Here is a 25,918-nt window from a genome sequence, read left to right on the forward strand (position 1 = left end):
GGGCGGGTGGGTGGGGGGAAGAACAGGGTGCGGGCGGGCGCGGGTTCAGGGCCTGGCTGAAGTGGGTTCGTGCCGTGGCTGACGCAGGTGGGCCTCACAGCGAGAGGCGGGTGCGCAGGCCGTCGCGCTCGACAACCACCGCGCGCTCGGCGATCTCGACCACGCGGTGGCCGCTGGGCAGCAATGCGCCGCCGAAGTAGCGGCTGCCGTCGGCGGTGACGAAAAACGGGCTGTCGGCGTTGTCCACCACCGCCACCAGGCGCTTGGCGGGGTCGTCGACCGGGGTCTCGGTGGTGGCCGGTGGCGCAGGCGGCTGGTTGTCGATGCGCAGCGGCGGCAGCTGGGCCAGGTCGCGGCGCGCCGCGGCGGTGGCGCTTTGCAGGCGCGCGGCGTCGGGCTCGCGGGTCTGCAGCAGCAGCTCGCCCTGCGGCGTCCAGCTGGCCTGGGCGGCAATGCCGTTCAGGCGGAACAGATCCACCACGCTGGCCATCAGCTCGCCGGCGCGCAGCGGCGTGGCCGGGCCGGGCGGCAACGGGCCCGGCGCGCCGGGCTGTGCCGCCTGGGCCTGGGCCATCGGCAGCAGGGTGCCGCCCGGCCAGGCCAGCCACAGGCCACCCAGCAGCAGCAGGCCGCCCAGGCCGAACAGCGCCAGCTCCAGGTGCCACCAGCCGGGCGCCAGGCCCGCTGCACCTGCTGTGCGGCCGCCGGTTGCGCCGGCGGTGGCGGTCTCGCCATCGCCCAGCAGCACCGGCTCGGGCCAGTGCGCCTGGCCCGCCGGGCCATAGGCCAGCAGCACGCCGCCCAGGCGCAGGCGCTGGCCCGGCGCCAGGCTGTGGGCGGTGACCGCGGGGCCGAGCGCCTGGCCGGCCAGCTCGGCCGTGCCCTCGATCAGCTGCAGCCGGTAGCGGCCGCGGCCATCGGGCAGCAGCTGGGCCTGCACCTCGCTGTCGGTGGCCAACAGGATGTCGGCGAACTGGGTGTCGCCCTGCTGGCTGCCACTGCAGCCGACGATCAGCAGCGGCTGCTGCGCATGCAGCGCGGCGCGGGCGCCGGCCTGGCGGCCCGACAGCACGCGCAGCTCCAGGCGCGGGTCGTGGGGTGAGGGTGTCATGGACATGGCGGCGTGGCAGCGCGGTTCACAGCCCGCCCGGGGCCGGCGCGGCCTGCGGATGGGCCGCGCCGGCCGGCGTGGGGGCGGCCGGTGTCGAGGCCGGTGTGGTGGCCGGTGTGGTGGCCGGTGGTGTGACCGGTGGTGCAGTCGTGTTCGCGGCCGTGCTTGCGGCCGGTGTTGCGGCTGGTGGTGCCGCGGCGCCGTCCACCAGGGGCTGGCGCAGGCGTTCCACGGCGTCGGCGGTGGCGCGGCTGCCGGCCAGGCGCGGGGTGATCAGAAACAGCCGCTCGATGCGCTGCCCGCCCTTGCGCTGGCTCTTGAACAGGTTGCCCAGCAGCGGCAGATCGCCCAGCAGCGGCACCTTGTCGGTGCCGGCGCTGGCGCTGTCGCGCACCATGCCGCCGATCAGCAGGCTCTCGCCTTCGGTGATCAGCGCCTGGGTGTTGATGCCCGAGCGCTCGACGATGGGCAGCTGGTCCACGCTCTGGCCGCTGAGGCCGCCGTCCTCGATCTGCACCAGCAGCTTGATGCGCGGGCTGGCGCCACCGTCGCGAAACACATGCGGTGTCACGCGCAGCCGGGTGCCGGCGGTCACGTTGAACAGGTCGACCTCGTCGCGGCCGGCCACGCGCACGTAGTAGGTGGCGCTGTTGTCGAACACTGCCTCCACGTTCGACAGCGTCACCACCTGCGGGCTGCTCACCACCTTGGCCGCGCCGTCGCTCTGCAAGGCGCTGATGCGCGCCACGAAGGGGTAGCGGTCGCCGATCACCGCCGACAGCGTGCCGCCCCTGGCGCTGGGCGTCACGTCCTGCAGGCCGTTCAGGCGCAGATCGCTGGCTGCGCCGTTGCCCATCATCAGGCTGGACAAGCCGTGGTTGTAGCGCCAGTGGATGCCCAGCTCGCGCAGCCGGTCGGTGTTGATGTCGATGATGGTGGCCTCGATCTCGAGGGCCTGCGGCTCGATGTCCAGCGCCTTCACCAGTGCGGCATAACGCTCCAGGCGCTCGGGCAGGTCGCGCACGATCACCGCGTTGAGCCGCGGGTCGGCCTCGATGCGCGGGCTGGCCGCGGCCGCGCCCTGGCTGTCGATGGCGGCCAGCGCAGGCGCCTGGCCGGCCTCGCCAAGGGCGGCCACCAGTGCCTCGGTGCCGCGCAGGCTGGTGCTGGCCTCGTCGGCATGGCCCAGCGTGCCGGCGGCCGCCCCGCGCGCGGCGGTGCCGCGCCCGCGCTGGCTGCCCTGGGCGCGGGCCGGATCGCTGGCCTGCGCCAGCGGCGACTTGCCGGGCTGGCCCACCAGCGAGCGCAGGATGCTGGCCACGCCGGGCAGGGTGGTCTGTTGGCCGCCAAAGCTCATCGGCAGGTCCTGCGCCCAGGCATAGCGCAGGTAGAAGATGCGGTAGTCGGGCAGCGGCTGCTGCGCGCCCTGCCAGTGGCTGGCGGCGGCGCCGGGCAGGCCCGGGCGCACCTGGCGCACCAGCTCGTCGATCTGCTGCACGAAGCGCCGCGCGCCCACGGCCAGCAGCGCACCGTCGTCACCCAGCTTCAGGGTGTTGCGGGCGTCGGGCAGGCGCAGCGCCTGGGCGGCACGCTGCACCTGCGCCGCAGCGGTCGGCGCGAGCAGAAAGCTGCGGGTCTGCGTGTCGGCGGCCGGGGCGATGTGCAGCACGCCGCCGTCGTAGTAGCTCAGCAGGTTGTAGGCCCGGCTCAGATCGCGCAGCAGCCGGGTGGGCGTGCCGTCGAAGCGGCCGTTCACCTGGCCCTGCACGCCGGTGGTGACCACGGCGATGTCGGTGCCCGAGAACAGGCCCTGCAGAAACTGGTCGAGCGGCTGGTCGCGCGCCTCCAGCCTGAGCGGGCGCAGGCCCTCGGGCAGGTGGGCGGCCAGGGCGGCACAGGCCGGGGCCAGCAGCAGCCAGGCGGCGGCCGCGATGCGGTGGGTGGGGGTCATGCGGCAAGCAGCGCCGCCTGCGGCGCGTGGGGGTCGGGTGCCGCCAGGGCAGGCTCCGGCGGTGGCAGATGGCGCAGCGGCGTGAGCCGCAGCGTGGGCAGCAGTTCGTGGAACGACAGCACGGGGAGGTCGAAGCATTCGGTCTCGAGCAGCTTGCGCAGATGCCAGCGCAGGTCGATGGCGCAGACCACGGCCTGGGCCTGCAGCGCCTGCGCCTGGGCCTGCACATCGGCCACCAGCTGGCGCGCCAGATCGGGCGCCAGCGCCAGCTGGCTGACCCCGCCGCTGACATGCAGGCACTGGCGCAGCTGGGTTTCCAGCTCGGGGCTCAGCAGCAGGGCCTGCAGCTCGCCGCCGGGGCACAAGCGGTGGTGGGTCTGGCGGCGCAGCGCAATGCGGGTCATCTCGGTGAGCGCCTGCACATCCTTCTCGCGCTGGCTGGCCTCGGCCAGGGCCTCGAGGATGTCGCGCAGGTTGCGGATCGACACCTCCTCCGAGGCCAGGCGGCGCAGCACCTCGCTGACCTTCTGCACCGGCAGCGCACGCAGCACCTCCTTGACCACATCGGCCAGCTCGGCCTGGGCCCGGGCGAGCATCTCGCTGGTCTCCTGGATGCCGATGAACAGCGCCGCATGCCGGCGCAGCGCCTGGCGCACGCCCGCGGCCAGCTGCTGCGCGTCGGTGCTGCCGGCCACCGCGGCCAGCGGCACCTCATGGGCCAGCAGGCGCCAGCCGTCGTGGCCGGGGCGGCCATGCAGGCTCAGGCGCGGCAGCGGCAGGCCCTGGTCGATCTGCAGCGCATCGAGCATGGCCTCGATCTCGCGCGCCACCGCCACGCCGCCATCGGCCAGCAGCGCCTGCGGCAGCTCCAGCAGCAGCGGCACCGAGGGGCGCAGCCGCGGCGGCACGGTCTTGATCACGGCCGGTGCGGCCTGCGCGCGCTGCGGGCGCAGCGCCGGCCAGTGGCGCGACAGCCAGTCGCGCCCGCCCGGGGTCAGCGACAGGCCGGCACCGCCGAACACCAGGCCCAGCAGGCCGAACACCAGCGGCGGAAAGCCCGGCACCGTGGCCAGCAGCAGGCAGATGCCGCCGGCCATCAGGTGCACCCGCGGCTTGGCCGCCAGCTGCTTGCGGATGGCGTCGCCCAGGTGGCGGTCGTTTTCGTCGTCGTTGGTGCGGGTGACCAGCAGGCCGGCGGCCATGGCGCCCAGCAGGGCCGGGATCTGCGCCACCATGCCCTCGCCGATGGTCAGGATGGAGTAGCGGTGCACCGCGTCGGCCAGGCTCAGGTCCTGCTGCAGCACGCCGATGGCCAGGCCGCCCAGCAGGTTGATCAGGATGATCACGATGCCGGCAATGGCGTCGCCCTTGACGAACTTCATCGCGCCGTCGAGGCTGCCGTGCAGCTTGCTCTCCAGCTCGAGCGAGCGGCGGCGGCGCTTGGCCTCGTCCTTGTCGATCAGGCCCGAGCGCAGGTCGCTGTCGATCGACAGCTGCTTGCCCGGCATGGCGTCCAGCGAGAAGCGCGCGGCCACCTCGGCCACCCGCTCGGCGCCCTTGGCGATGACGATGAACTGCACCACGGTGATGATCAGAAACACCACCAGGCCCACCACCAGGCTGCCGCCGGCCACCATCTTGCCGAAGGTGGCGATGATGTGGCCGCCATCGGCATGCAGCAGGATCAGCCGCGTGGTGGCGATCGACAGCGACAGCCGAAACAGCGTGGTCATCAGCAGCACGCTGGGAAACACCGAGAACTCCAGCGGCCCGCTCACGTACACCGCGACCAGCAGCAGCACCAGGCCCGAGGCGATGTTCACCGCCACCAGCAGGTCGATCAGCCACAGCGGCAGCGGCAGCACCATCAGCGCCACGATGGCCACGATGCCGGCCACCAGAAACAGGTCGCTGAAGCGGGCGATCAGGCCCTCGCGTGGCCGGTCGGCCACGGCAAAGTAGCCGACCATGCCGCCGGCGGGCTTGCCGCCGCTCATGCCGCGCCCCCGCCCAGCTGCTGGCGCAGGTGGCTGTACACCGCCATCACGTTGCGCACATAGGCCTGGGTCTCGGCATAGGGCGGTATGCGCCGGCCATGGCGCTCGACCGCGCCCTCGCCGGCGTTGTAGGCGGCCAGCACCAGGCGCAGGTCGTTGCCGAAGCGCGCCTGCAGCCGCTTGAGGTAGCGGGCCGAGGCCTCCAGGTTGGCCTGGGGCGTGAGCAGCGCGCGGTCGGCATCGGCGATGCCCATGCTGCGCCCGGTGGCGGGCATCACCTGCATCAGCCCGCGGGCCCCGGCCGGCGAGATGGCCTGGCTCTGGTGGCGCGACTCCACATGCGCCAGCGCATGCAGCAGCAGCGGGTCGATGTCGTGGCGGCGGGCCACATCGGCCATCAGCGGCACCAGGGCCCGGATGCGCTCGCGGGCCGGGCCGTCCTGCGCACGCAGCGGCCGCCGCTCGGCCGGCAGCGGCCCGCGGGGCGCTGCCGCCAGGGCCAGGCCCTGGCGGCCGGCCGCCGGGTTGGCGGTGGGTGTTGCCGTGGGTGTGGGTGCGGGTGCGGGTGCGCTTGTCGCTGAGGGCATGGGTGCCGCGGCGTTGCCGCGCGTGTGGCCCCAGGCTGCGCTGCCGGCACCGTCGGGCGTGCGGGCCTCCAGCGTGACGCACAGGCGCTGGGCCAGGGCAAAGCCACGCGGGCCGGTGGGCTCGGCGGGAGCGGGCTCGGGCTCGGCCTCGGCCTGCATCAGCGCCTCGAGCCGGGCCAGGCCGTGCATGCCGTCGCAGCGGTTGGCGGCGGCATGGGCTGACGCGCTGACGGTGGTGGCCATCAGCAGCGCGGCAATGCGGCGGGGGCAAGGCACGGTGGCGGATTCCTGCGGTGAGAAGCGCCGGACTATGCGTGTGCCGATTGCCGCGCCGATGACCCATGCAAGCCAACGTAACCGGCCGGCCGATGGCCGCGACTTCTGCCCCTTGATATGGGCGACATGCACCCCCCCTGGATACGCACGGCTACATCTGCTACGGCAATACAGACGAAATACGCGGCATCGTTCGAACCCTGAACCACGCAGCAGCAGTACCCGGCCACCGGGTCGTGACGACATGGCCGACGACAGCGGCGACAAAACCGAACAGCCCACCGCCAAGCGCCTGCAGGACGCCCGCAAGAAGGGCGACGTGGCCAAGAGCAAGGACCTCACCAGCACCGCCACGCTGCTCACCTGGCTGGTGATGGGTGCGCTGTGCCTGGGCCTGGCCGCCGAGCGCAGCGCGGCCCTGTGCAACAGCCTGCTGGCCCGCATCGGCCAGGGCTGGCAGGCGCAGGAGTTCGGTCACGTGGCGGTCATGCTGGGCTGGCAGAGCGCCGAGCTGGCGGTGCTGCTGGTGGCCTTGCTGCTGGTGCCGGTGGCCCTGCTGGGCGTGCTGGTCGAGTACCTGCAGGCCGGCCCGGTGATGAGCTTCGAGAAGCTCGCGCCCAAGCTCTCGCACCTGAACCCGGCCGAGGGCATCAAGCGCATGTTCTCGCTGGACAACCTGATGGAGCTGTTCAAGGGCATCCTCAAGACCGCCCTGCTGCTGGCCATCGGCTGGGGCGTGGCGCACACCCTGCTGCCCGATGCAATGCGCCTGGCCCAGGGCGTCGACCGGCCGGTGCAGCACCTGGGCGGCCTGGTGTGGCAGGCCACCGTCAGCACCCTGGCCTGGACCGTGGGTGTGTTTGCCGCGGTGGCCGCGCTCGACACGCTGTGGACCCGCCACCGCTACACCAAGAAGCTGCGCATGAGCCTGCGCGACATCAAGCAGGAGATGAAGGACAACGAGGGCGACCCGCTGCTCAAGCACCAGCGCAAGCAGGCCCATGCCGAGTGGAGCCAGCGCAACCAGGCCGCCGCCGCGCGCGGTGCCAATGCCCTGGTGGTGAACCCCACGCATGTGGCCGTGGCCATCGACTTCGAGCCCGGCCGCTGCCCGGTGCCCACGGTCAGCGCCAAGGGCGAGGGCCATGTGGCCCGGGCCATGCGCGAGGCCGCCGAGCAGGCCGGCGTGCCCATCGTGCGCAACGTGCCGCTGGCGCGCGAACTGCTGGCGCGCTGCGAAGAAGGCGAGGTGATCCCGCCCGACCTGTTTGACGTGCTGGCCGAGGTGATCGTGTGGGCCGACAGCGTGCGCGAGCAGCTGCGCTGGGAGGCGCATTGCGCCGATCCGCACCAGCGCCACCCGGCCACGCCGCCGCCGCCGCCACCACCACGCCGCCGGGCCGCCCCGGGCGAAGACCTCACCGTGCACCCCAACCCGCAAACGCCCTCGCCATGCCCGACCTGATGCGCAACCTGGCCAGCACGGTGCTGGCGCTGGCCTTCGTGCTGCTGCTGGCCTGGGGGCTGCTGCGCGGCTGGCGGCGCCTGCAGGCCCTGGGCCTGAAGCCGGCGGCCGATGCCGGCGCGGCGCTGCACTTCGTGCGTGCGCTGCCGGTGGGTGCACGCGAACGCGTGGTGCTGATCGATCACGCCGGCGAGCGCTGGATGCTGGGCGTGACCGCCGGCGGCATCAGCCTGCTGGCGCGCCTTCCGCAACCGGCTGCGGCCCCGGCCGCGGTCGACACCCGCGCCAGGCCATGAGTGCGCCGGGCCGCTCCCCAGCACGAAACCCGGAGTGCACCGCGCAGCGACATCCCATGACCCATCTGCCCTTTCAGCACCGCAGCGCCACCCTGCAGCTGCGCGAGTTTCTGCCCGGCGACGCGGCCGACATCCAGATCCTGCATGCCGATGCCCGCGTGCGCGCCCTGCTGACCGACACCCATCCGCTGCAGGACGCCGCCTGCGCGCGCGACTTCGTGGCCTGCCTGGCCGACTTCTACCGGCGCCATCCGGGCCTGGGCATCTGGCGCTGCGCCGCGCAGGCGCCGACCACCGGGCCGACCACCGGGCCGACCACCGGGCCGACCACCGGGCCGACCACCGGGCCGGCCGCCGCACCGGCTGCCCGGCCCGCGGGTGGCTGCGTTTTTGCCGGCTGGTTCAGCCTGATGCCCATGCACCGCTCGCGCGCCAGCAGCCAGCTGGGCGTGGGGCGCGACGATGTCGAGCTGGGCAGCCGCCTGATGCCCCCGCACTGGGGCGGTGGCCTGGCCCTGCGCGGCGGCGAGGTGCTGCTCAACCATGCCTTCACCGCCCTGGGCCTGAGCCGCGTGTGGGGCGTGTGCCACCCCGACAACCGCAGCGCCCGCGCCTGCCTGCAGGCGCTGGGCTTTGGCTTGCGTGGCCTGGCCCCTTACGAGGGCCAGCTGTCGCAGCACCATGCGCTGGAGGCCGGCACCTGGGCACAGGTGCGCTCGCTGCGCCTGCGCGAGCGGCTGCGCACGCTGCGCGGCGGCGCGTCCCAGCCACTGCCGGTGGCCGCCGAGTGCGGTCAACCCTAGCCGCTCACATCTCGAAATAGTGCCAGCCCTGAATGGCCCCCCTGCCCGTTGCCCCGTTTAATCCATCCTGTCCACGCCGCAGAGTTTGCATGCCGAACCTTGACGACAAGACATGCAGCGATACCGGTCCGTTCAGCTTCGGTCGCACCCGGGATCAATGCCTCTCCGTCTCAATCCATCCATTCCTGCGGCGCCTTGCGCCGCGAACCTGAACTTTCAATTGGAGATCAACATGGGATCAGCAGTCAGCAGCATTCTGGGCGGTGGCGGCTCGGGTGGCATCCTGGGCGCCGTGGGCGGCATCGTCGGTGGCGTGCTGGGCGGGCCGCTCGGCTCGATGATCGGCCAGGCCATCGGCGGCATGCTGCAGCAAGCCGTCGGCGAGGCCACCACGCAGGCCGTCGACACGCTGCAAAAGGAACATGGCATGCCCAAGTTCCTGGCCAACGAGGTCAAGTCGAAGATCCAGGAAGCCGTGCAGCAGATGCTGGGCGAAAGCCAGCAGGGCGTGACGCCGGAAGCGGCGGGCCAGGCCAAGGAGATCGCCGGTGACTGGATGACCCAGTTCATCCAGGACGCCGCCAAGCAGATCGTGGCCGAAGCCACCAAGGAGCTGAAGGGCGAAGGCAAGGGCAGCAGCGGCAAGGCGAGCGGCGAGAGCTGGCTGGTGGCCATTGCCAAGGCCATGGGCAGCGTGATGGGTGACCGGGCCGCCAAGCTGGTGGACCTGTCGCAGCGCATGACGCAGACCAAGACCGGCGGCAGCTCCGACGCCCAGCAGGCCGCGGCCAAGGAAATGCAGACCCTCAACGCCGAGTTCCAGGCCACCACGCAGGAGTTCAACCTGCTGCAGAACACGATGTCGACGGCCTTGAAGTCGATCGGTGAAGCCATGTCCAGCGTGGCCCGCAAGCAGTAATCCACTGCTCCCTCCGAGCCCAGGGCGCCTCACGGCGCCCTGGGCTTCTGTCCTTTCAGATCATGGATCCGTCATGGTGAACTTCCGACAACTTTCCCTGTCCATCGCCGTCTTGCTCGCCGGGTGCGGCGGGGGCGGCGGCGGTGGTGACGCCGCCGCGCCGTCCACCCCGTCGCAGACCCCGGGTGTCGCGTTCACCAGCTACCAGAAGACCACCCTGCCGGGCCGCCTGCTGATGAACGCGCCCTTGGGCTCGCAGGCGGTGCTGCTCAACCTGACGACGGGCCAGCGCCAGGAGCTGCCGCACACGGCGGGCAGCACGGTGGACAGCGACGAATGGTCGGTGAGCGACGATGGCGGCCTGCTGCTGCGCTGGAACCGCGACACCAATGCCGGCTACCCGCTGCAGCAGTTCGATAGCACGACGCTGCAGCCGCTGGGCACGGCCGCCACGCTGACGGCCGGCCTGGGCTCGCATGACCTGAAGCTGAGCAAGGACCGCAAGTACCTGCTGGCGCAGATCGACGGCGGCCTGCCCAGCTTCGAGACCCGGCTGACGGTGCTGGACGCCGGCACGCTGGCCACGGTCAAGCGCGGCTCATTGCTGGATGGCGAGAGCGTGGTGGCCGATCCGCAGGCCTGGCTGCCCGACGGCCGCTATGTCTACCTGGTGGGGCGCAAGCTGTATGCCTCAGGGCCGGGCGAGTCGACCGCCCAGTTGCTGGCCACGCTGGATCTGCCGGCCAATGACGCGAGCGGCAGCGCGGCGGTCGCGGGCCAATCCGACCTGGTCGTCAGCCCCGATGGCACACAGGTGGCCTTCACCTGGAACGAAGCGCGGGCCGGCAATGCGGCCACGGTGGACACGCATGTCTACACCGCCCGGCTGGACGGCAGCGCATTGAAGAAGATCACCGAGGTGGCCGACGCCACCGACCCCGTTGCGCACAGCTTTGGCAGCCCGGTCTGGTCGCCCGACGGCAACTGGCTGGCCTTTGCCCTGTTCGTCAATGGCGCCACCAGCGCGCCGGTGTGGCCCGATGACCCGTACGGTGGCGCCAGGATCATCGGCACGACGGGCTGCGATGTCAGCCCGGTCTATGTGGTGCCGGCACAAACCGCCACCCAGCGCATCGGCCGCAGCAGCCTGCGCACCGATCTGGCCGTTCGCGTGCAGGCCACCGCCGCCGGCAGCGCGCAGTGGGTGAGCAGCTGCTCGCGCTTCAAGTGGCTGTCGTGATGAAGCGGGTGAGCGCCCTGATCGCCCGCGGCCTGCTCGGCGCCGTGGCCATGGCACCGGCGCTGGCGCTGGCCAACTACCCGTACATCGAGTTCGCGCAGTCCTACGCGGCGCCGATGTCCAACTTCATCAGCAACAGCTTCCTCAACCAGGAGGCCATGATCAACGCCACCCGCAGCGGTGCCCGGCCGGCGGCCGCGGTGGCGCGCCTGCCGCTGGGCCCACCGCGGGTGGCGCAAAGCGCGGCCGAGCTGGCCCAGGCGGCGCCGCAAGGCCAGCGCGAGCAGCTGCAGAAGGTCTACACCCGGCTGATGCCGGTGTACCAGCAGATCGAGCGCAAGCTGGGCTGGCCGCAGGACGATCTGCCTGGCGCCGTGGCGGCCGTGGTGGCCGGCAACTACATGGTGATGAGCGGCACCGAGCTGAGCGACGCGGCGGTGACGGCCGCCGGCAACCAGCTGCGCGCCAGCGCCGTGATGCAGACCCGCCTGAGCGAGCTGAGCACCGGCGACCGGCGCCGGCTCTACGAGCAGTGCGCCATGCTGGGCACCTTCATGGCGGTGGCGATCAAGACGCTGCCGCAGCAGCAGGCCCATGTGGCCAGCCAGCTGCGCCAGTCGGCGCGCGAGAACCTGCGGGCCATCCTGGGGCCGGCGGCCGAGACCGTGCGCTTCACGCCGCAGGGCCTGCAGATGAAGTAAGGCGCAAAGTAACGCGCGAAGTAAGGCGCGAAGCAAGGCGCGAAGCAAGGCGCCGGCACCCGCAAGGGGTGAATGAACGGCCCGCGCTGCAGGTCAGTTCGCAGCGCATCAGCTGAAGGTGCCGGTGGCCTGCAGGCGCAGGCGGCGCAGTTCGTCGTTCCAGAAGTTGTCGCGCCGGCGCGATCCCCGGGTGCTGCAGCCCTGCGCCCGCATCACGCGGGCCCAGCCGCGGGTGTGGGCGGTGGCGAGATCCTGGTTGCCGTCGCACAGCTGCATGGTGATGGCCCAGAACTCGGCGTCGCTGAAGACCTCGGGCTCGGGGCTGCGCAGCAGCTGCGTGGCCTGGGTCCACGGGGTGTCGAAGAAGGGCTGCTCAGGGCTGAACAGCAGCGGCCCGCCCGACTCGAGCAGGTTGCCGCGGCGGGCCGCCAGCAGATGCCCGAAGGCTTGCCGCCACGCGCGGCCCTCGGCCGGGCGCCACCATCGCCGCGCCGGCTGCCACGGCCACAGGCCATCCGGCCACACCACGTGAAACAGGGCATGCGCCCAAGGCGCCAGCAGCGCCCGGCACTGCGCCTCGGGGCAGCCGGGCCAGGCCTGGTCGAGCAGGGCCCGCAGTTCGGGCGGCAGCTGGGTCAGGGCAAGTGCGGGCATGGCGGCCACCTTACCAGGGCCGGATGGCGCGCCGCGCGCTCACCAGGGCGGGCCGAGCCTGCACACCCTCACCACGGCGGGACGGTGCGGCCCACGCCTCACCAGGGCGTGATGGTGCGGCGCACGCCTCACCAAGGCGGGACGGTGCGGCCCACGCCTCACCAAGGCGTGATGGCATTCCATGCCCTGGACAGGCCGTCGCCGGCCGACTGCAGGCCGTTGGCCAGCGCCGATTTGGCGGCCTGGGTGACGCCGGTGGCGCGGTCGAGCGCACCGATGGCGTAGTGCGCCCCCAGGCCCACGCCAAAGCCCACCACGGCGCCGATGGCGGTGCCCGCCACGGGCACCACCGAGCCCACCGCCGCGCCGGCCCACGCGCCGGCGGCACCGGCGGCGGCGGCCGTGCCGGTGTCGACCACGGTGTTGGCCACCGCCCGGCTGCCGCTGAGGGTGCCCGCGCGGTAGGCCTGCACGTTGGTGTAGCCGCTGGCCCCGGCCTGCACCAGGGCGCCCACCGCGCCGCCGGCCTTCACCAGGCCCAGCCGCGGCGTGAGGGCGTCCACGCCCTTGGCGGCTGCTGCGCCCACGGTGGTCTGCACGGCCGTGTCCTGGGCCAGCTGGGCGCCGTTGACCGACTCGCCGCGTGCCGCGCGCAGGCCGGCATCCACCAGCGTGGCGGCCGCACCGCCGGCCGCGCCATAGCGCGTGGATGCGGCGCGGGGGTAGCCGTCGCGGGCGCCGCTGAGGTGCTGGCGGACACGGTCGATGCGCGAGCCGGCGCGGCCTTCCAGGCCCTCGTTGGCGGCGGCCAGGGCCTGGCCGGCCACATCGGTGGCCGCAAACTGGCGTTGGCCGGGCTGGCCTGGCGCCGCCTCGGTGGGCGGCCGCGCGCCGGCGGGCTTGTCCAGCGGGCCATCGCGGTAGCGGCGTGCATCGGCCGGCATGTCGTGCACCACGCCGGTGGCCGGCACGCGCGGCGCCGCGCGGCCGTCGGCGTCATGCCGTGTCACGGCGGCCGGCTGCAGTTGATCGGGCCGGGTGTTGCGCGAGACGATGTCGATCTGCTCGCCGCCCACCGCGGCCGGGGCGCGCAGCGCGCTGGCGCCGCTGTCGGAGGCGCCCTTGCCCGCCTGTTGCGCCAGGGTGTAGGGATGCTCGCCGGTCAGCTGGTGCAGCCAGCCGGGCTGGCTGCCGCCCTTGGGCTCGGTCAGTGCCTGGACCGGCAGGCCCTGCCGGCGCGCGCCTTCGGCCATGTCGGCCACGCCGCCGCGGCCCTGGGCGTCGGGCGTGGCGGTGTAGTGCACTTCAACCACGCTCTTGAGGGCCAGCGGGTGCTCGCCGGCCCGGGCGTAGGCGGCGTTCTCGCGCAGCAGGGCGGTCGGGTCGGGTGCGGTGTAGAGCATGCCCTGGCCGCGTGCGTTGCTGCGGCCCGGGCCGCCATAGCGGTGGTCCAGCGCGCCGGCTTCGTACGAGGTGGGCACGGCGCGCAGAACGGTGCCGTCAAAGGCCGCCTGGGGGGCCGCTCGGCCGGCCTGATAGGCCTTGTCCTGCAGCGCCTGCACCAGCCCCTCGCGGCCACCGGCCGCGCTGATGCCGGCCGTGCCGACGCTTGACGCGCTGATGCCGGCCGTGCCGACGCTTGACGCGCTGATGCCGGCCGTGCCGACGCTGGCCACCGCCTCGGCCCGGTCGGGCAGGCGCACGGCCTGGCCCGGCGCCAGGCTCAGGGCGTCCGAGAGGGTGGGGTTGGCCGCGCGCAGGGCCTGTTCATCCACCGCATGGCGCTCGGCCAGGTCGGCCCAGTGGTCGCCGCGCTGGGCGAACACGGTGCTGTCGGTGGCGGGTGTGGTGGGCGCGGGTTCGCTGGACCGCGTGCGGGCGGTGTCGAGTGCGGGTGTCACGGCATGTCCTTGGGTTGACCCGGCCTGGCCGGGGTCGGCCGGGCGATGGCCATCGCCCGGCGCCTCATCTCGGCCCCCGCCACGCGGGCAGGGGCTGGCGCTGGCCTGGGTTCAGAACTCCAGGCGCACCATGGTCAGCGTGAAGCGGTGGCTGTCGCGCTGCGCGGGTTCCAGCGCGCGGCCGCTGTCGGCATCGCCGAGCAGCTGGTTCAGCGCGCCCAGGAAGGCGCCGCTCAGCGAGGCCTGCACCAGGCCCGAGAAGGCGTTGAACAGCTGGGCCATGAACGCGCCGCCCTGGTCGACCGTGGCCTGGGCCGGCGGGTTGCCGGCGTTGCCGGCATTGGCGATGCGCAGCAGGTCGAGATCGGTCTGGTTGATGTAGGCCTGGTCGACCTTCTTGATGGTGCCCTGGGCGTCGATGCCCAGGAAACCCTGCCCGGCGGGGTTCTCGTGCAGCACGTTGCCGTCGTCGCGCACCCAGTCGAGGGTTTCGCCCCAGCCGGCGGCCTCGTCGATCTTCAGGTCGCCGCGGGTGTTGGTGTCCACGCCGCTGATCTGCACGCCGTAGTCGCCATTGGTGATGGTCAGCTTGCTGGCCAGGGTCATGCCGTTGCCGGCCTGGGTGGTGTCGATGGTGAGCTTGGTGCCGTCTTCCAGCTGGAAGGTGGTGGTGCCCCAGAAGTCGAAGGCGTGTTTGCCGTCGATGTTGACGTGCGGGTCGCCCCAGACGTTGTAGCTCTCGCCGGTGTTCTTGTTGACGATGTTGACGGTGTTGTCGTCGCCCGCGCTGATGCGGTAGTTGTCGTTCTCGAACACCGCGCGGCCGCCTTGCATCTGGGTGCTGGCGTTGGTGGGGTTGCTGCGGTCGATCGGCAGCATGGCCTGGTTCGAGAGGGGGCTGTTGGCCTGGATCGCGTTCACGTGTGGGGTCCTTCCTGAAAAGGGATGCTTCGGTCGCGACACCGATTGCATCCGCTTCCACACGAAGGCGCCAGCTGCGGCCAGCCGCAATTCGGGTCGGCCGCAGCTGCGGCCACCCCCAGGCGGCGGCCGCTGCCGCTCAGCCCCGGGCCGCCTGCAGCGCCGACACCGCCGCGCGCAGCGCCAGCAGGTAGCTGTCGACGCCAAAGCCGGCGATCTGGCCCCTGGCGATCTCGCTGATCACCGAGTGGTGGCGGAAGGCCTCGCGCGCATGGATGTTGGACATGTGCACCTCGAAGATCGGCGCCGACAGGATGGCCAGCGCGTCGCGGATGCCGTAGCTGTAGTGCGTCCAGGCGCCGGGGTTGATCAGCACGGCCTCGGTGCCATCGGTGTGGGCGGCGTGGATGCGCTCGACCATCTCGCCCTCGTGATTGGTCTGGAAGCAGGCCACCTCGGCGCCCAGCTCGGTGCCCAGCGCCACCAGGCTGGCATCGATCTGCGCCAGCGTGGCCGTGCCGTACTGCCGGGGATCGCGCTTGCCGAACATGTTGAGGTTGATGCCGTTGAGCACGAGGATCTTCATGGGAACGTCTTTCGCGGGGCGGTGAGGCTGCAGGGGGTTCGACAGGGCCGGCCGGCCGCGCCTGTCAGGCCGGCTGTCGTGGGCGCGATTGTCGCCAAGGCCGGATCGCGCCGAAACAACGACAATCCACCCCCCGCCACCCCTTTGCAGCGCAGCCAGGTCTCGCATGTCCATCCAATGGTTTCCCGGTCACATGCACGCCACGCGCAAGGCCATCATCGAGCGCGTGCCCGAGATCGACGTGGTGATCGAGCTGCTCGATGCGCGCCTGCCCGGCTCGAGCAGCAACCCGCTGCTGGCCGAGCTGACCGCCGGCAAGCCGGCGCTGAAGGTGCTGAACAAGCAGGATCTGGCCGATGCCGGGCGCACCGCGGCCTGGCTGGCGCACTTTCAGGCCCAGGCGCAAACGCAGGCCCTGGGCCTGGACGCCAGCGCCGCCGCGCCGGCGCGCGCCCTCATTGCCGCCTGCCGCCAGCTGGTGCCGCGCCGCGGTGGCATGACCAAGCCGCTGCGGGTGCTGATCTGCGGCGTGCCCAATGTGGGCAAGAGCACCCTGGTCAACAGCCTGGTCGGGCAGCGCCGCGCCGCCACCGGTGACGAGGCCGGCATCACCAAGATCGAGCAGCGCATCAACCTGGCCGACGACTTCTACCTGTTTGATACGCCCGGCATGCTGTGGCCGCGCATCACCGTCGAGCGCAGCGGCTACCACCTGGCTGCCGGCGGCAGCGTGGGCCGCAATGCCTACGACGAGCAGGAAGTGGCCACCGCGCTGCTGGGCAGCGTGCGCGGCGCCTTTGCCGATCGCCTGGTGGCACGCTACAAGCTGGCCGGCACCGAGGGCCTGACCGACGACGAACTGCTGGCCGAGATCGGCCGCCGGCGCGGTGCCCTGATGGCCGGTGGCCGCATCGATCTGCAGAAGGCCGCCGAGATCGCGCTGAACGACTTTCGCAGCGGTGCCTGGGGCCGCATCACGCTGGAAACTCCCGAAGAGTTCACGGCCTGGTGGGCCGAAGGCCAGGTGCGCGACGCCGAGCGCGCCGAGCGCAAGGCGGCGCGCCTGGCCGGCAAGAAGCCCAGCCGCGGGCCGGGCGCCGGCGAGCGCCTGGTGACGCCGGCCGACGAGCCCACCGACGAGCCCACCGACGAGCCGGCTGACGAACCCGCCACGGGTGCCGGGCCGGCGCCGGCCTGAGCGCGACGGGCCGCCCGGCGCCGGCTCACAAGGTGTGAAGGAACCGTCGCGAGCGGGCTCAGGGTGGTTCGAGCAACGCAGCCGTACACCCGTACGGCGAGTCGCGCAGGGCCGCCATGTGCCCGCGCAGCAGGTTCATTCACAGCTTGTTACCCCCCGCTGAGCGCCAGCACGATGGCCACGTCGTCATCGGGCTGCAGCGCGTGCGTGAGGTCGCGCACGCCCTGGCCGTTGACGAAGATGCGCATGTTGGGGCGCAGCCGGTCCTGCTCGTCCACCACCCGAAAGCGCAGGCCGGGGTAGCGGCGGTCGAGCTCGGCAAACAGCGCCAGCAGCGAGGCGCCATCGGCCTGCAGCCGCGTGCTGCCGGTGTAGCTGCGCAGCGCGCCGGGCACCAGCACGTTCACGGCCGCCCCGTCACGGCAGCACCGCCACTTCGAGCGCGTAGATCTCGGGCAGGTGGCGGGCGATGTTGGCCCAGCGCGTGCCGCCCGCGTGGCCGATCCACAGCTCGCCGCTGGTGGTGCCCAGGTACAGCGCCGGGTCGGCCAGGGCGTCCACGGTCATGGCCTGGCGCTTGAGCGTCCACCAGGCCTGCTGCTGCGGCAGGCCGGCGTCCAGCCGCTGCCAGCTCTGGCCGCCATCGCGGGTGCGATAGGCCGCCGGGCGGCCGTCCGGGCTGGTGCGCGGCCACACGTCGGTGCCGTCCATCGGAAACACCCAGGCGGTGTCGGCATCGTGCGGGTGCACCACCATCGGAAAGCCGATGTCGCCCACCTCGGCCGGCATGTTGCGGCCGATGCGCTGCCACTGCCGGCCGGGCCGGTCGAGCCGGTAGATGCCGCAGTGGTTCTGCTGGTACAGGCGGTCGGGCTGGCTGGGGCACAGGCGGATGCAGTGCGGGTCGTGGCAGCTGATGTCGGCCGCGTCGACGCCCTCGACCACCTCCATGCCCTGGATCAGCGGTGTCCAGCTGCGCCCGGCGTCGTGCGACTCGTGCACGCCGCCGCCCGACATGCCGAACAGCAGGTGCGAGGCGTCGCGCGGGTCGACGATCACCGAGTGCAGCTTGGGGCCGTCGGGCGTGCCGTCCTGCACCGTGCCCATCCAGGCGCGGAACTGCGGGTCGTCGTTGATGGCGGGCAGCGGAGCCCAGCTCTCGCCACCGTCTTCCGAGCGGAACAGGCCCTGCGGCGAGGTGCCGGCATACCAGCTGCCGGGCTGGCTGGCATGGCCCGGCGTGAGCCAGAAGCTGTGGTCGACCGCACGCGCCGGCAGGCCGTTGCCGGGCTTGGCAAAGGCCGGCGGCTGGCGCGCCTCTTTCCAGGTCTGGCCGAAGTCGCTGGAGCGAAACACCGTGGGCCCCAGATGGCCGGTGCGCGCCGCGGCCAGCAGGGTGCGGCCGTCGCGCGGGTCGAGCTGCAGGTGGCTGATGGTGTGGCCCAGAAAGTGCGGGCCGTCCAGCGTCCAGTGCGCGCGCTCGGCATCACCGTGCAGCAGCCAGGCGCCCTTGCGCGTGGCCACCAGCAGCAGCAGGCGGGTGGGGGAGGGGTGGGTCACGCTTGCTCCTTGATCAAGAGGTTGCCGGGTGGGCTGCGCCGGAGCGGCCGCGCAGGGCGGCTTGGGCCGGCACAGGCACACGACGATCGGGCCGGCGGCATTTCGACAGGCCCGGGCCACGGCCCATGCCCATGCCCATGCCCATGCCCATGCCCCGTGCCGGTGGCAGCGCCGCCCGATCGCGCAAGATTCTGAGCGATTGGCGCCGGCGGCGTACCGGCGCTGCCGGGCCGCCCGCGCGGCGCGATGATGCCCGCTGGAGCGTGGACGGAGCAAGGGCAGTGAAGCGGCGCAGTCTGGTGATGGGCTCGGCAATGGCCGGCGTGGTGGTGGGCGGCACGGCGGGCTGCTGGAGCCGTGACTCGGTGGCGGCAGGGGCCGGCGAGGCGGCACCGCTGAGCCTGCCGCAGATGCCGCTGCACGACCCGTGGATGGTGGCCGATGCGGCCAGCCAGACCTACTGGCTCTACACCAGCAACGAGGAGGCGGTGAGCGGCGTGCCCGGCGTGGGCGTGATGGCCTACCGCAGCCGCGACCTCAGGCACTGGACGCGGCCGAGCGTGGTGTTCAGCCTGCCGCCGGGCGGCTGGGCCGATGCCGGCGGCTGGGCGCCCGAGGTGCACCGCTGGCGCGGCCGCTGGGTGATGTTCGTCACCGTGCACAACGAGCGCCTGGCGCTGCCCGCGCCGGCGGCACCGGCAGGCCCCTCGGCCGGCGCGGCCACCGGCACGCCCACCGGCCGGCCGCTGCACCGCCGTGGCACGGTGCTGGCCGCGGCCGACACGCTGGCCGGGCCGTTCACGCTGCTGCATGGCGGCGAGCCGGTGGCCCCGCCCGAGCTGATGACGCTGGACGGCACGCTGTTCCAGGACCGCCGCGGCCAGCCCTGGATGGTGTACGCGCACGAGTGGGTGCAGCTGCGCGTGGGCACCATGTCGGCCGTGCCGCTGGGCGACGATCTGCGCGCCAGCGGGCCGCCGCGGCTGCTGTTTCGCGGCGACGCCTCGCCGCACGCGCTGCCGCAGCAGGGCATCGGTGCCATCGTCACCGACGGCCCGCAGCTCTACCGCAGCGGCGATGGCAGCCTGCACATGCTGTGGTCGAGCTGGGGCAGCGACGGCTACTTCCAGACCGTGGCGCACTCGCCCTCGGGCGAGCTGTTCGGGCCGTGGACGCAGGGGCCCAAGTGGCTGGGCCGCGGCTCGGGCCACGGCATGCTGTTTCGCAGCTTCGAGCAGCAGTGGCTGCTGGTGCTGCACCGCCCCTTCAAGGCCGCGCGCGGCAAGCTCTACGAACTGCGCGACGCGGGCCACCGCTTCGAGCTGCTGCGCCAGCGTGTCGACCTCGACCTCGACCCCGAGCCGCTGGCACCGCAGGCCTGACCCGCCCGCGCGCCAGTCTCAGCCGCAGGCCGCCGTGCCCGCCGCGGGCGGATAGCGGCCCTGGCCACTGACCGTGGCGTGCCAGCCCATCTCGAGCCCCTGTGTGCTGCGCAGGGCCTGCAGCTGCACCTGGCGGCGCGCCCGGTCGATCTGCGCCTGGTCGGCCGGCACGTTGAACGCGGCCACCGACCACGCGCTGGCGCGGTGGCCCAGGGTCACGGCCAGCACCTGGGCATCGGCTGCGCTGAAGGCGATGTTGACGGTGTAGCGCGTGTCGCCGTGCAGCGGCGCGCGGGCCTGGTAACGCACCAGGCAGTAGGGCTGCGCCGAGAAGGCGTCGGGCGGCCGCAGCTCGGTGTGAACATCGTCCAGGCTGCTCACCTGCAGCTCGCCGACATGGGTGTTGGGGCTGGCGCTGCCGAGCCGGTAGCGGGCCACCGGCTCGGCAGGGTCGTCGCCTTCCGCGCCGCCACAGGCGCTCAACAGGGCCACCAGCACCAGCACCAGCACGCTGCCGCGCCGGCCGCCGGGGGACAGGCCTGCGGGTGCACGGCCTGCGGGTGCACGGCCTGCGGGTGCCAGGCCGGCCGGGTGGCGGGCCCGGGCTGGTTTGACGGCGGCGGCGTGCATGGTGCGGGCCGCCATTCAGAGGTAGCCCGGTGCGCCTGCCGCGGCCACCGCCGCGGCCGCCGCGTGCAGGCCGTGGGCCGGGCCCGGCGCCGCCAGCCGGGCCAGCGCGTAGCGGTGCAGCTCGTCGGCCCAGGCGCCAAACAGCTCGAACACGCGGTTGCAGCGGGCCAGGGCATCGGCCCGCTGGGCCTCGTCGAGCGTGATCGACACCAGCTCGGCGTGGTCGCTGTTCATGGCATGGCCCGACTCGAGCGCGAAGTGAAACTCGCCCAGGTAGCGCAGCGTGACGCCGGTGCTGCGGGTGTGGCGCTCGGCCAGCGGGGTGGTCAGCGCAAACAGCACGTTGCCGGTTTCTTCGATGGCCTCCACCACGGCCAGGCGCACGCGCGGCGTGGCGCCCCAGATCAGGTGCGCCAGCTCATGCGACAGCATGCGGTTGCGCGCGCAGGCGTCGCTGTACAGAAAGCGCAGCCAGGCGGTGGGGGTGGTGGGCGTGTCGTGGCCCAGCTTGCTGAAGTCTTCGAGGTACCAGGGCCAGTGGTGGTCGTCCTCGTGGCTGTGGGCGTTGAGCATCTGCTGGTGCGGGTCGCTGCTGGGCTCGACGCGCAGCACATGGCGGTTGAGATCGCCGAAGCTCATGATGAAGCTGGCCATGCAGGGGTAGAAGGCCAGGCGCTGGCGCACGCTGAGCGTGTCGTCGCGCAAGAAGTCGAAGAAGGGCAGCCGGCCATAGGCGCGCTTGCGTTGCAGGATGTGCTGGAGAACGGTTTTCATGGGCTGTGCGGGGCTCAGGCGGGGTGGGGGTGGCGAGGCTGGGGCGCGGCGGGCCGCGGGCAGGCGCCGCGGTGTCGGGCACCAGGGCTTGCCGGTATCACGCAGCCGCCCGGCGCGCCCGGACAGCGCCGCCGCCGGCCTGCGGCCCGGCTGTCCTCCGCGCGGTGGAGGTGTGGCCTGACAGCGTGGCGCGCGAGTTTGCCCGGGTGCCGCGCAAGACCTACCTCGACCTGCAGCTGAGCTACCAGTGGCGCAAGCAGCAGCAGTTCTACGCCGGCGTGAACAACCTGTTCGACACCCAGGCGCCGCCGGTGATCACCGGCCTGCCGGGCACGGTGACCGGCACCGAGACCGACGCCAGCACCTACGACGCGATCGGCCACCGCTTCTACCTGGGCTGGCGGCTGTGGCTGTGACGGCGGCGGGCGCTCAGCGCATGGCCAGCGCCCGCAGGGCCGGCACGGCCGAGGCCTGCAGCAGCGGCTGCGCGGCCTGGCGCTCGGCGCGCGCGGCGTCGTGGCGGCCCAGTGCGGCCAGGGCCACGGCCTGCCAATGGCGGGCTTCGGCATGCCAGTCGCTGCCGGGGTTGGCCTCGGCCCAGGCGGCCACCAGCGGCGCCAGCAGGGCCAGTGCCTGGGCCGGCCGGCCGGCGCCGAGCTCGAGCCGCGCCTGGGTGATCCAGGCCGTGGCCGACGGCGGCGAGGGCGCCACCTGGGCCTGGCTGAACAGCGCCAGCGCCTGCTGGTTGATGGCCAGCGCCCCGGCGGCATCGCCGCGCGCCAGCCGGGCGGCCGCCAGCTCGGCGGCCAGGGCGGCGCGGCTGTCGGGCCGAGCCTCGCGCAGGGCCGGATCGGCCCAGCCGCGCTCGGCGCGCTGCAGGGCCAGCGTGGTCTGGCCGCGCAGCCGGGCGGTCAGCGCCAGCGCCTGCCACAGATCGCTGCGCAGGGCGGGCTCGGGCGGCTGCGCGCGGGCCAGCGCGTCCAGGCGCCCGTCCAGCTCGGCCTCGGCCGCGGCAAAGCGGCCACGGTAGGCCATCACCCGGGCCATGCGGGCACTGGCCAGCACGGCCCGCGCGCTGTCAGGGGTCAGCTGGGCCAGGTTGGCGGCACTGGCACCGTGGGCGGGCGAGGCCGGCTGGGCCTCGCGGTGCAGGGACTGCAGCTCGTCGAGCACGGCCTCCACTTCGGCGCCGCGGCGGGCAAAGCCCAGCACCACCACCAGGGCGTTGCGCAGGTTGATGCGGTCTTCGTTGAACAGCGGGTTGTGCCGCGCCTCCATGGCCACCACCTGGCGCATCAGCGGCAGGGCCTCGCCCACCGCGCCGGCCTCGGCCAGCGCCAGGCCCAGCTGGTACAGGGCGTTGCGCACACGCGGCGTGTCGGCGCCGTCCATCGTCTGCTGGTCGGCCACCACGCGGCGCAGGATGGGCACGGCATCGCCCGGCCGGCTGTTGCGCCGCAAGGCCTCGCCGTACCAGCGCTCGACCGCGCTGAGCGTGTTGTGCGGCCGCGCCGAGCCGAGCGCGCCCTGGGCGCGCTGCATGGCCTCGTCGGCCACCGCCAGCTGGCGCTCGAACTGGCGAAAGCGGCCGTGGGTGTTGGACAGCAGGCCCAGCGTGCTGAGCGTCTGCTCATGTTCGCGGCCCAGGTGCTGCTCGGCCACCGCGGCGGCGCGCTGCAGCAGCGCGATCGACGGCGCCACCTGGTCGAGCTTGGCGCGCTGGAACGACAGCAGGCTCAGCGCCTCGACCGCATCGCCCGCGGTCTGCGGCAGGCCGGCCAGCGCGTCGGGCACCAGGGCCTCGGCCAGGGCCAGGGCCTCGTCGGGCTTTTGCACCGACAGGCTGCCGGCCAGCAGCGCGCGGCCGTGCACGCTGAGCGGGTGCCGCGGCCCGAGCTGGGCCTGGGCGCGGCGCACGGCCTCGCGCAGCACGTTCTCGCCGCGCTGCGGCTCGCCCAGCAGATCGAGCTGCTCGCCGATCAGGATGCCCAGCTCGGCGGCCAGGCGCGGGTCGTCGGCCAGCTCGCTGTCGATGCGCTCGCCGGCACGGGCCAGCAGATCGGCCGTGCTCAGCGCACCGCCCGCGGCCTGGCCCTGGCGCGGCTGGGCCTCGCGCAGCAGGCTGGTGATGAACTGCCGCGCCTGGTGCGCGCGCTGGGCCTCCAGCCGCGCCGCCTGGGCCTGCCACAGCGCCAGGCCCAGGCCGCTGAGCAGCGACAGCGCCACCGCCACCACCATGGCCACCGGCCAGCGGTTGCGCCGCACGAACTTGCCCAACCGGTAGCGCCGGGTGGGCGCCTGGGCCAGTACCGGCTGCTCGCCGAGCCAGGCGCGCAGGTCGTCGGCCAGCAGGCTGATGGTGGCGTAGCGCTGCGCCACGGGCCGGGCCAGGGCCTTGGCCAGCACCGCGTCCAGATCGCCGCGCAGTGCCCGGGAGCGCGCGCGGTCGCTGCAGCGGCGGCTGGCCAGCGGCACATCGGCCGCAAGGATGGCCTCCTCGAGCGCGGCCGCGCTGCGGCGCTGCAGCCGGTAGGGGCGCTGGCCGCTCAGCAGCTCGTACAGCACCACGCCCAGCGAGTAGACATCGGTGGCCACCGTGGCCGGCTGGCCGGCCACCTGCTCGGGGCTGGCGTAGTCGGGCGTCATCGCAGCGCCCATGGCCTGGGTGAGCGTGGGCGGCGCGGGGCTGTGCTGGCCGTCGCCCTGCAGCAGCTTGCCCACGCCGAAATCGAGCAGGCGAACCTCGCCGCCCTCGGTGATCAGGATGTTGGCGGGCTTGAGGTCGCGGTGCACGATCAGCCGCGCATGGGCGTGGGCCAGCGCATCGCAGACCTGCAGCGCCAGGTGCAGCACCGCCGCCGGCGGCAGCTGATGGCGCTGGCAGTACCGGTCGATCGGCTCGCCGGTGACATGCTCCATCGCCAGCCACGGGCGGCCGTTGCTGCTGACACCCGCGTCGTACAGCCGGGCGATGTGCGGATGGGCCAGCGCCGCCAGCAGGTCGCGCTCGCGGGCCATGCGCTGCACCAGGCCGGCGCTCCAGCCCGGGTGGGGCAGCTTCAGCGCCACCGCACGCGCCAGCGCGCCGTCGGCATGCTCGGCCAGCCACACGGTGGCCATGCCGCCTTCGCCCAGCGGCTGCAGCAGGCGCCAGGGGCCGATCAGGTCGCCCGCCTGGTCGAGGCTCTCGGCCGTGTCCAGCGCATCCATCACCGCGGCGACGGGGCGGCGCATGAACTGATCGGTTTCAGCGGCGGCGCGCTCGAGCATGCGCGCCAGCTCGGGCACGAAGTCGCGGTCGTCGTCGCCGCGGCCGGCCAGCCAGGGGCCGCGCTCGGCCACGGGCAGGGCCAGCGCCTGCTCGAGCAGGGCGTTCAGGCGGCGCAGGTGTTGCGGGTCGCGGCTGGGGCGCTGCATGGCGGCAACTCGGTGGCGTGGCGGCGGGCTGGCGGGTTCAACGCAAGGGTTCAACGCAAGGGTTCAACGCGAAGGTTCAACGCAAAACCGCGGCCCATCCGGACATCGGAACGCGGCCCGCGGCCCGGCCGACCGCGCTGCGCTGCGCAGCCCGGCGTTCAGTCCTGCCGCACGCCGGCCAGGTAGCGCACCACGATGCCCTCGTCGCCCGGGTGGTGCTCGGGCGCCACCGGCGTCAACTGCGCCAGCACGCACAGCCAGCCGGTGGCGGTGCGCACATAGGTGTCGGTGTAGCAGGTCATGCCCAGGGTCTCGACGCCCTGGCGCATGCGGATCCAGCGGTTGGTGGCACCCACCAGGGCCAGGTCGCCGATCACGCGGATGCGCTGGTCGCGCATGTCCCAGTACGGGATCAGCGCGGCATCGAAGCCGCTGGCCCAGTCCTGCAGGTAGGTGGCGCGGTCGACATGCTGGCCGGCGGTGTAGATGGCGCAGAAGTCGGGGTGCAGGATCGCGTCGTGCGAGCGCACATCGTTGGTGACGAAGTTGTGGATGAAGCGCTTGTTCAGCGCGGCCAGGGTGTCGTGGTCGGGGTGCGGCATGGCGGGCTCTCGGTGAAGGGGCTCTTGGTGATGAGGCTCTTGGTGGTGAGGCTCTTGGTGGTGAGGCTGGCCCGAGGTGCGCCGGGCCAGGGGTTTGGCAGGCCGGTGGCGGCACCGGGTTCGCCATGGTGCAGGCCGCGCCCTTTGTCTGCAAGACCAGACGGTGGATGGCGCGCGCCAATAGCATGCCGGGCCTCGCCTGTCTTGAGCCAGGCGAGGGCGATGGCGCGCTTTCCTGTGTGTTATTTCCCTGTTGCCTTTGGGAATGCACGGGCACTGCCGCCAGGTCTAGTATTCGCCGCTTGATGGGCCGAGGCTTCGGTCCGCTTCAGCGGGGTTACGGCATGCATGCCAGTGTCATCTCATCGAGCCCGGTCCTGCCCTTGTCGGCGCAGGAGCTGTTTCCGAACCTGTACCGCGAGCTGCGCCGCCTGGCCCGATCGCGCCTGGCCTCGGGCGGGCGCAACACCCTGCTCGACACCTCGGCCCTGGTCAACGAGACCTATCTGCGCATGCAGCGCGAGACCGATGCGCGCTTCAACGACCGCGAGCACTTCATGGCCTATGCCGCCACCACCATGCGGCACGTGGTCATCGACTTCATCCGCCGCCGCCGCGCCGAGCGGCGCGGCGGCGGCGCCGAGCACCTGACGCTGGACACCCGCGACTCGGCCGTGCTCGACCACGGCGCCGACGAGGCCGAGGCGGTGCACGAGGCCTTGCAGACCCTGGCCCAGATCGATGCCGGCCTGGTGCAGGTGGTGGAGATGCGCTACTTCGGCGGCTTCACCGATCTCGAGATCGCGCAGGCCATGGGCGTGACCGACCGCACCGTGCGCCGGCACTGGGAGCGCGCCCGCCTGCTGCTGAGCGAGCTGCTGGCGCTGTAGCCGCGGCGGCGGCGGCAGCGCCCGCCTGGCGCCGTGCGGCGGCGCTGTCCGCTTTGA

24 protein-coding genes are annotated in these 25,918 nt (G+C 73.0%); 10 read left to right on the forward strand and 14 right to left on the reverse strand.

Annotated features, from left to right (window positions below; translation table 11 throughout):
• Positions 1–94: 94 nt before the first annotated feature.
• From N4G63_RS22550 to N4G63_RS22565, 4 genes are read right to left on the reverse strand one after another with little or no spacing between them, the layout of a single operon-like run.
• A complete protein-coding gene (locus N4G63_RS22550) occupies positions 95–1,111 on the reverse strand; it encodes a SctD/MshK family protein (RefSeq protein ID WP_314600333.1) in 1,017 nt (338 codons plus the stop codon).
• 25 nt (positions 1,112–1,136) lie between these two features.
• A complete protein-coding gene (gene sctC, locus N4G63_RS22555; RefSeq protein ID WP_314600334.1) occupies positions 1,137–3,062 on the reverse strand; it encodes a type III secretion system outer membrane ring subunit SctC in 1,926 nt (641 codons plus the stop codon).
• Positions 3,059–5,059 (reverse strand): FHIPEP family type III secretion protein, encoded by a 2,001-nt coding sequence (locus tag N4G63_RS22560; protein WP_314600335.1) that lies wholly within the window; start codon positions 5,057–5,059, stop codon positions 3,059–3,061. The genes sctC and N4G63_RS22560 overlap by 4 nt, the downstream gene beginning before the upstream one ends.
• Complete coding sequence (locus tag N4G63_RS22565; RefSeq protein WP_260789872.1) at positions 5,056–5,922, reverse strand: lytic transglycosylase domain-containing protein; 867 nt, start codon at positions 5,920–5,922, stop codon at positions 5,056–5,058. Before N4G63_RS22565 ends, N4G63_RS22560 begins: the two co-directional genes overlap by 4 nt.
• Before the next feature lie 244 nt (positions 5,923–6,166).
• Here N4G63_RS22565 and N4G63_RS22570 point away from each other — a divergent pair, with 244 nt between their 5' ends.
• The 6 genes from N4G63_RS22570 (at position 6,167) to N4G63_RS22595 (ending at position 11,346) form a co-directional block, all read left to right on the forward strand.
• On the forward strand, positions 6,167–7,387 hold the full coding sequence (locus N4G63_RS22570; RefSeq protein ID WP_314600336.1) for an EscU/YscU/HrcU family type III secretion system export apparatus switch protein: 1,221 nt from the start codon (positions 6,167–6,169) through the stop codon (positions 7,385–7,387).
• Positions 7,375–7,683, forward strand: coding sequence for a flagellar biosynthetic protein FliO (locus N4G63_RS22575; protein ID WP_260789874.1), 309 nt, complete (start codon positions 7,375–7,377; stop codon positions 7,681–7,683). The genes N4G63_RS22570 and N4G63_RS22575 overlap by 13 nt, the downstream gene beginning before the upstream one ends.
• Before the next feature lie 56 nt (positions 7,684–7,739).
• Positions 7,740–8,486, forward strand: coding sequence for a GNAT family N-acetyltransferase (locus N4G63_RS22580; RefSeq protein ID WP_260789875.1), 747 nt, complete (start codon positions 7,740–7,742; stop codon positions 8,484–8,486).
• A 232-nt stretch (positions 8,487–8,718) separates the two neighbouring features.
• Positions 8,719–9,405 carry a hypothetical protein gene (locus N4G63_RS22585; protein WP_314600337.1) on the forward strand — a complete coding sequence of 229 codons (687 nt, stop codon included), beginning with the start codon at positions 8,719–8,721 and terminating at the stop codon, positions 9,403–9,405.
• Positions 9,406–9,517: 112 nt separating this feature from the next.
• Entirely contained in the window at positions 9,518–10,645 is a 1,128-nt protein-coding gene (locus tag N4G63_RS22590) for a TolB family protein (protein ID WP_314600338.1), read from the forward strand.
• Complete coding sequence (locus tag N4G63_RS22595; RefSeq protein ID WP_260789878.1) at positions 10,645–11,346, forward strand: DUF6683 family protein; 702 nt, start codon at positions 10,645–10,647, stop codon at positions 11,344–11,346. Before N4G63_RS22590 ends, N4G63_RS22595 begins: the two co-directional genes overlap by 1 nt.
• A 108-nt stretch (positions 11,347–11,454) precedes the next feature.
• Here the strand turns inward: N4G63_RS22595 and N4G63_RS22600 are convergent, their stop codons facing one another.
• From N4G63_RS22600 to aroQ, 4 genes are all read right to left on the reverse strand, one after another.
• Positions 11,455–12,000: a hypothetical protein gene (locus N4G63_RS22600; RefSeq protein WP_314600339.1), complete on the reverse strand. Its 546-nt coding sequence runs from the start codon at positions 11,998–12,000 to the stop codon at positions 11,455–11,457.
• Between the two features lie 158 nt (positions 12,001–12,158).
• Entirely contained in the window at positions 12,159–13,901 is a 1,743-nt protein-coding gene (locus tag N4G63_RS22605; RefSeq protein ID WP_314600340.1) for a hypothetical protein, read from the reverse strand.
• A 111-nt stretch (positions 13,902–14,012) separates the two neighbouring features.
• Entirely contained in the window at positions 14,013–14,822 is an 810-nt protein-coding gene (locus tag N4G63_RS22610; protein WP_260789881.1) for a DUF1521 domain-containing protein, read from the reverse strand.
• 139 nt (positions 14,823–14,961) lie between these two features.
• Positions 14,962–15,408: a type II 3-dehydroquinate dehydratase gene (aroQ, locus tag N4G63_RS22615; protein WP_260789882.1), complete on the reverse strand. Its 447-nt coding sequence runs from the start codon at positions 15,406–15,408 to the stop codon at positions 14,962–14,964.
• 166 nt (positions 15,409–15,574) lie between these two features.
• Here aroQ and ylqF point away from each other — a divergent pair, with 166 nt between their 5' ends.
• Positions 15,575–16,606, forward strand: coding sequence for a ribosome biogenesis GTPase YlqF (gene ylqF / locus N4G63_RS22620; protein ID WP_260789883.1), 1,032 nt, complete (start codon positions 15,575–15,577; stop codon positions 16,604–16,606).
• A gap of 149 nt (positions 16,607–16,755) precedes the next feature.
• Here ylqF and N4G63_RS22625 read toward each other — a convergent pair whose 3' ends face one another.
• Entirely contained in the window at positions 16,756–17,013 is a 258-nt protein-coding gene (locus tag N4G63_RS22625) for a MoaD/ThiS family protein (RefSeq protein ID WP_260789884.1), read from the reverse strand.
• 10 nt (positions 17,014–17,023) lie between these two features.
• Positions 17,024–18,166 carry a sialidase family protein gene (locus N4G63_RS22630; protein WP_260789885.1) on the reverse strand — a complete coding sequence of 381 codons (1,143 nt, stop codon included), beginning with the start codon at positions 18,164–18,166 and terminating at the stop codon, positions 17,024–17,026.
• Between the two features lie 281 nt (positions 18,167–18,447).
• On the opposite strand from N4G63_RS22630, the gene N4G63_RS22635 reads away from it, so the two are divergent.
• Entirely contained in the window at positions 18,448–19,548 is a 1,101-nt protein-coding gene (locus tag N4G63_RS22635) for a glycoside hydrolase family 43 protein (protein ID WP_260789886.1), read from the forward strand.
• Between the two features lie 18 nt (positions 19,549–19,566).
• Here N4G63_RS22635 and N4G63_RS22640 read toward each other — a convergent pair whose 3' ends face one another.
• Both N4G63_RS22640 and N4G63_RS22645 read right to left on the reverse strand, forming a co-directional pair.
• The gene (locus tag N4G63_RS22640; RefSeq protein ID WP_260789887.1) at positions 19,567–20,178 is read right to left on the reverse strand and encodes a hypothetical protein; all 612 of its coding nucleotides are present in this window, start codon (positions 20,176–20,178) and stop codon (positions 19,567–19,569) included.
• Positions 20,179–20,193: 15 nt separating this feature from the next.
• On the reverse strand, positions 20,194–20,952 hold the full coding sequence (locus N4G63_RS22645; RefSeq protein WP_260789888.1) for a hypothetical protein: 759 nt from the start codon (positions 20,950–20,952) through the stop codon (positions 20,194–20,196).
• Positions 20,953–21,116: 164 nt separating this feature from the next.
• Here N4G63_RS22645 and N4G63_RS22650 point away from each other — a divergent pair, with 164 nt between their 5' ends.
• Positions 21,117–21,368, forward strand: coding sequence for a TonB-dependent receptor (locus tag N4G63_RS22650; protein WP_260789889.1), 252 nt, complete (start codon positions 21,117–21,119; stop codon positions 21,366–21,368).
• 13 nt (positions 21,369–21,381) lie between these two features.
• Here the strand turns inward: N4G63_RS22650 and N4G63_RS22655 are convergent, their stop codons facing one another.
• Entirely contained in the window at positions 21,382–24,369 is a 2,988-nt protein-coding gene (locus N4G63_RS22655; RefSeq protein WP_260789890.1) for a serine/threonine-protein kinase, read from the reverse strand.
• Positions 24,370–24,527: 158 nt separating this feature from the next.
• A complete protein-coding gene (locus tag N4G63_RS22660; protein ID WP_314600341.1) occupies positions 24,528–24,971 on the reverse strand; it encodes a nuclear transport factor 2 family protein in 444 nt (147 codons plus the stop codon).
• A gap of 344 nt (positions 24,972–25,315) precedes the next feature.
• Here N4G63_RS22660 and N4G63_RS22665 point away from each other — a divergent pair, with 344 nt between their 5' ends.
• The gene (locus N4G63_RS22665; RefSeq protein WP_314600342.1) at positions 25,316–25,861 is read left to right on the forward strand and encodes an ECF-type sigma factor; all 546 of its coding nucleotides are present in this window, start codon (positions 25,316–25,318) and stop codon (positions 25,859–25,861) included.
• Positions 25,862–25,918 lie beyond the last annotated feature (57 nt).

The sequence above is a fragment of the Aquabacterium sp. OR-4 genome (genome assembly GCF_025290835.2).
GTDB lineage: Bacteria > Pseudomonadota > Gammaproteobacteria > Burkholderiales > Burkholderiaceae_C > Pseudaquabacterium.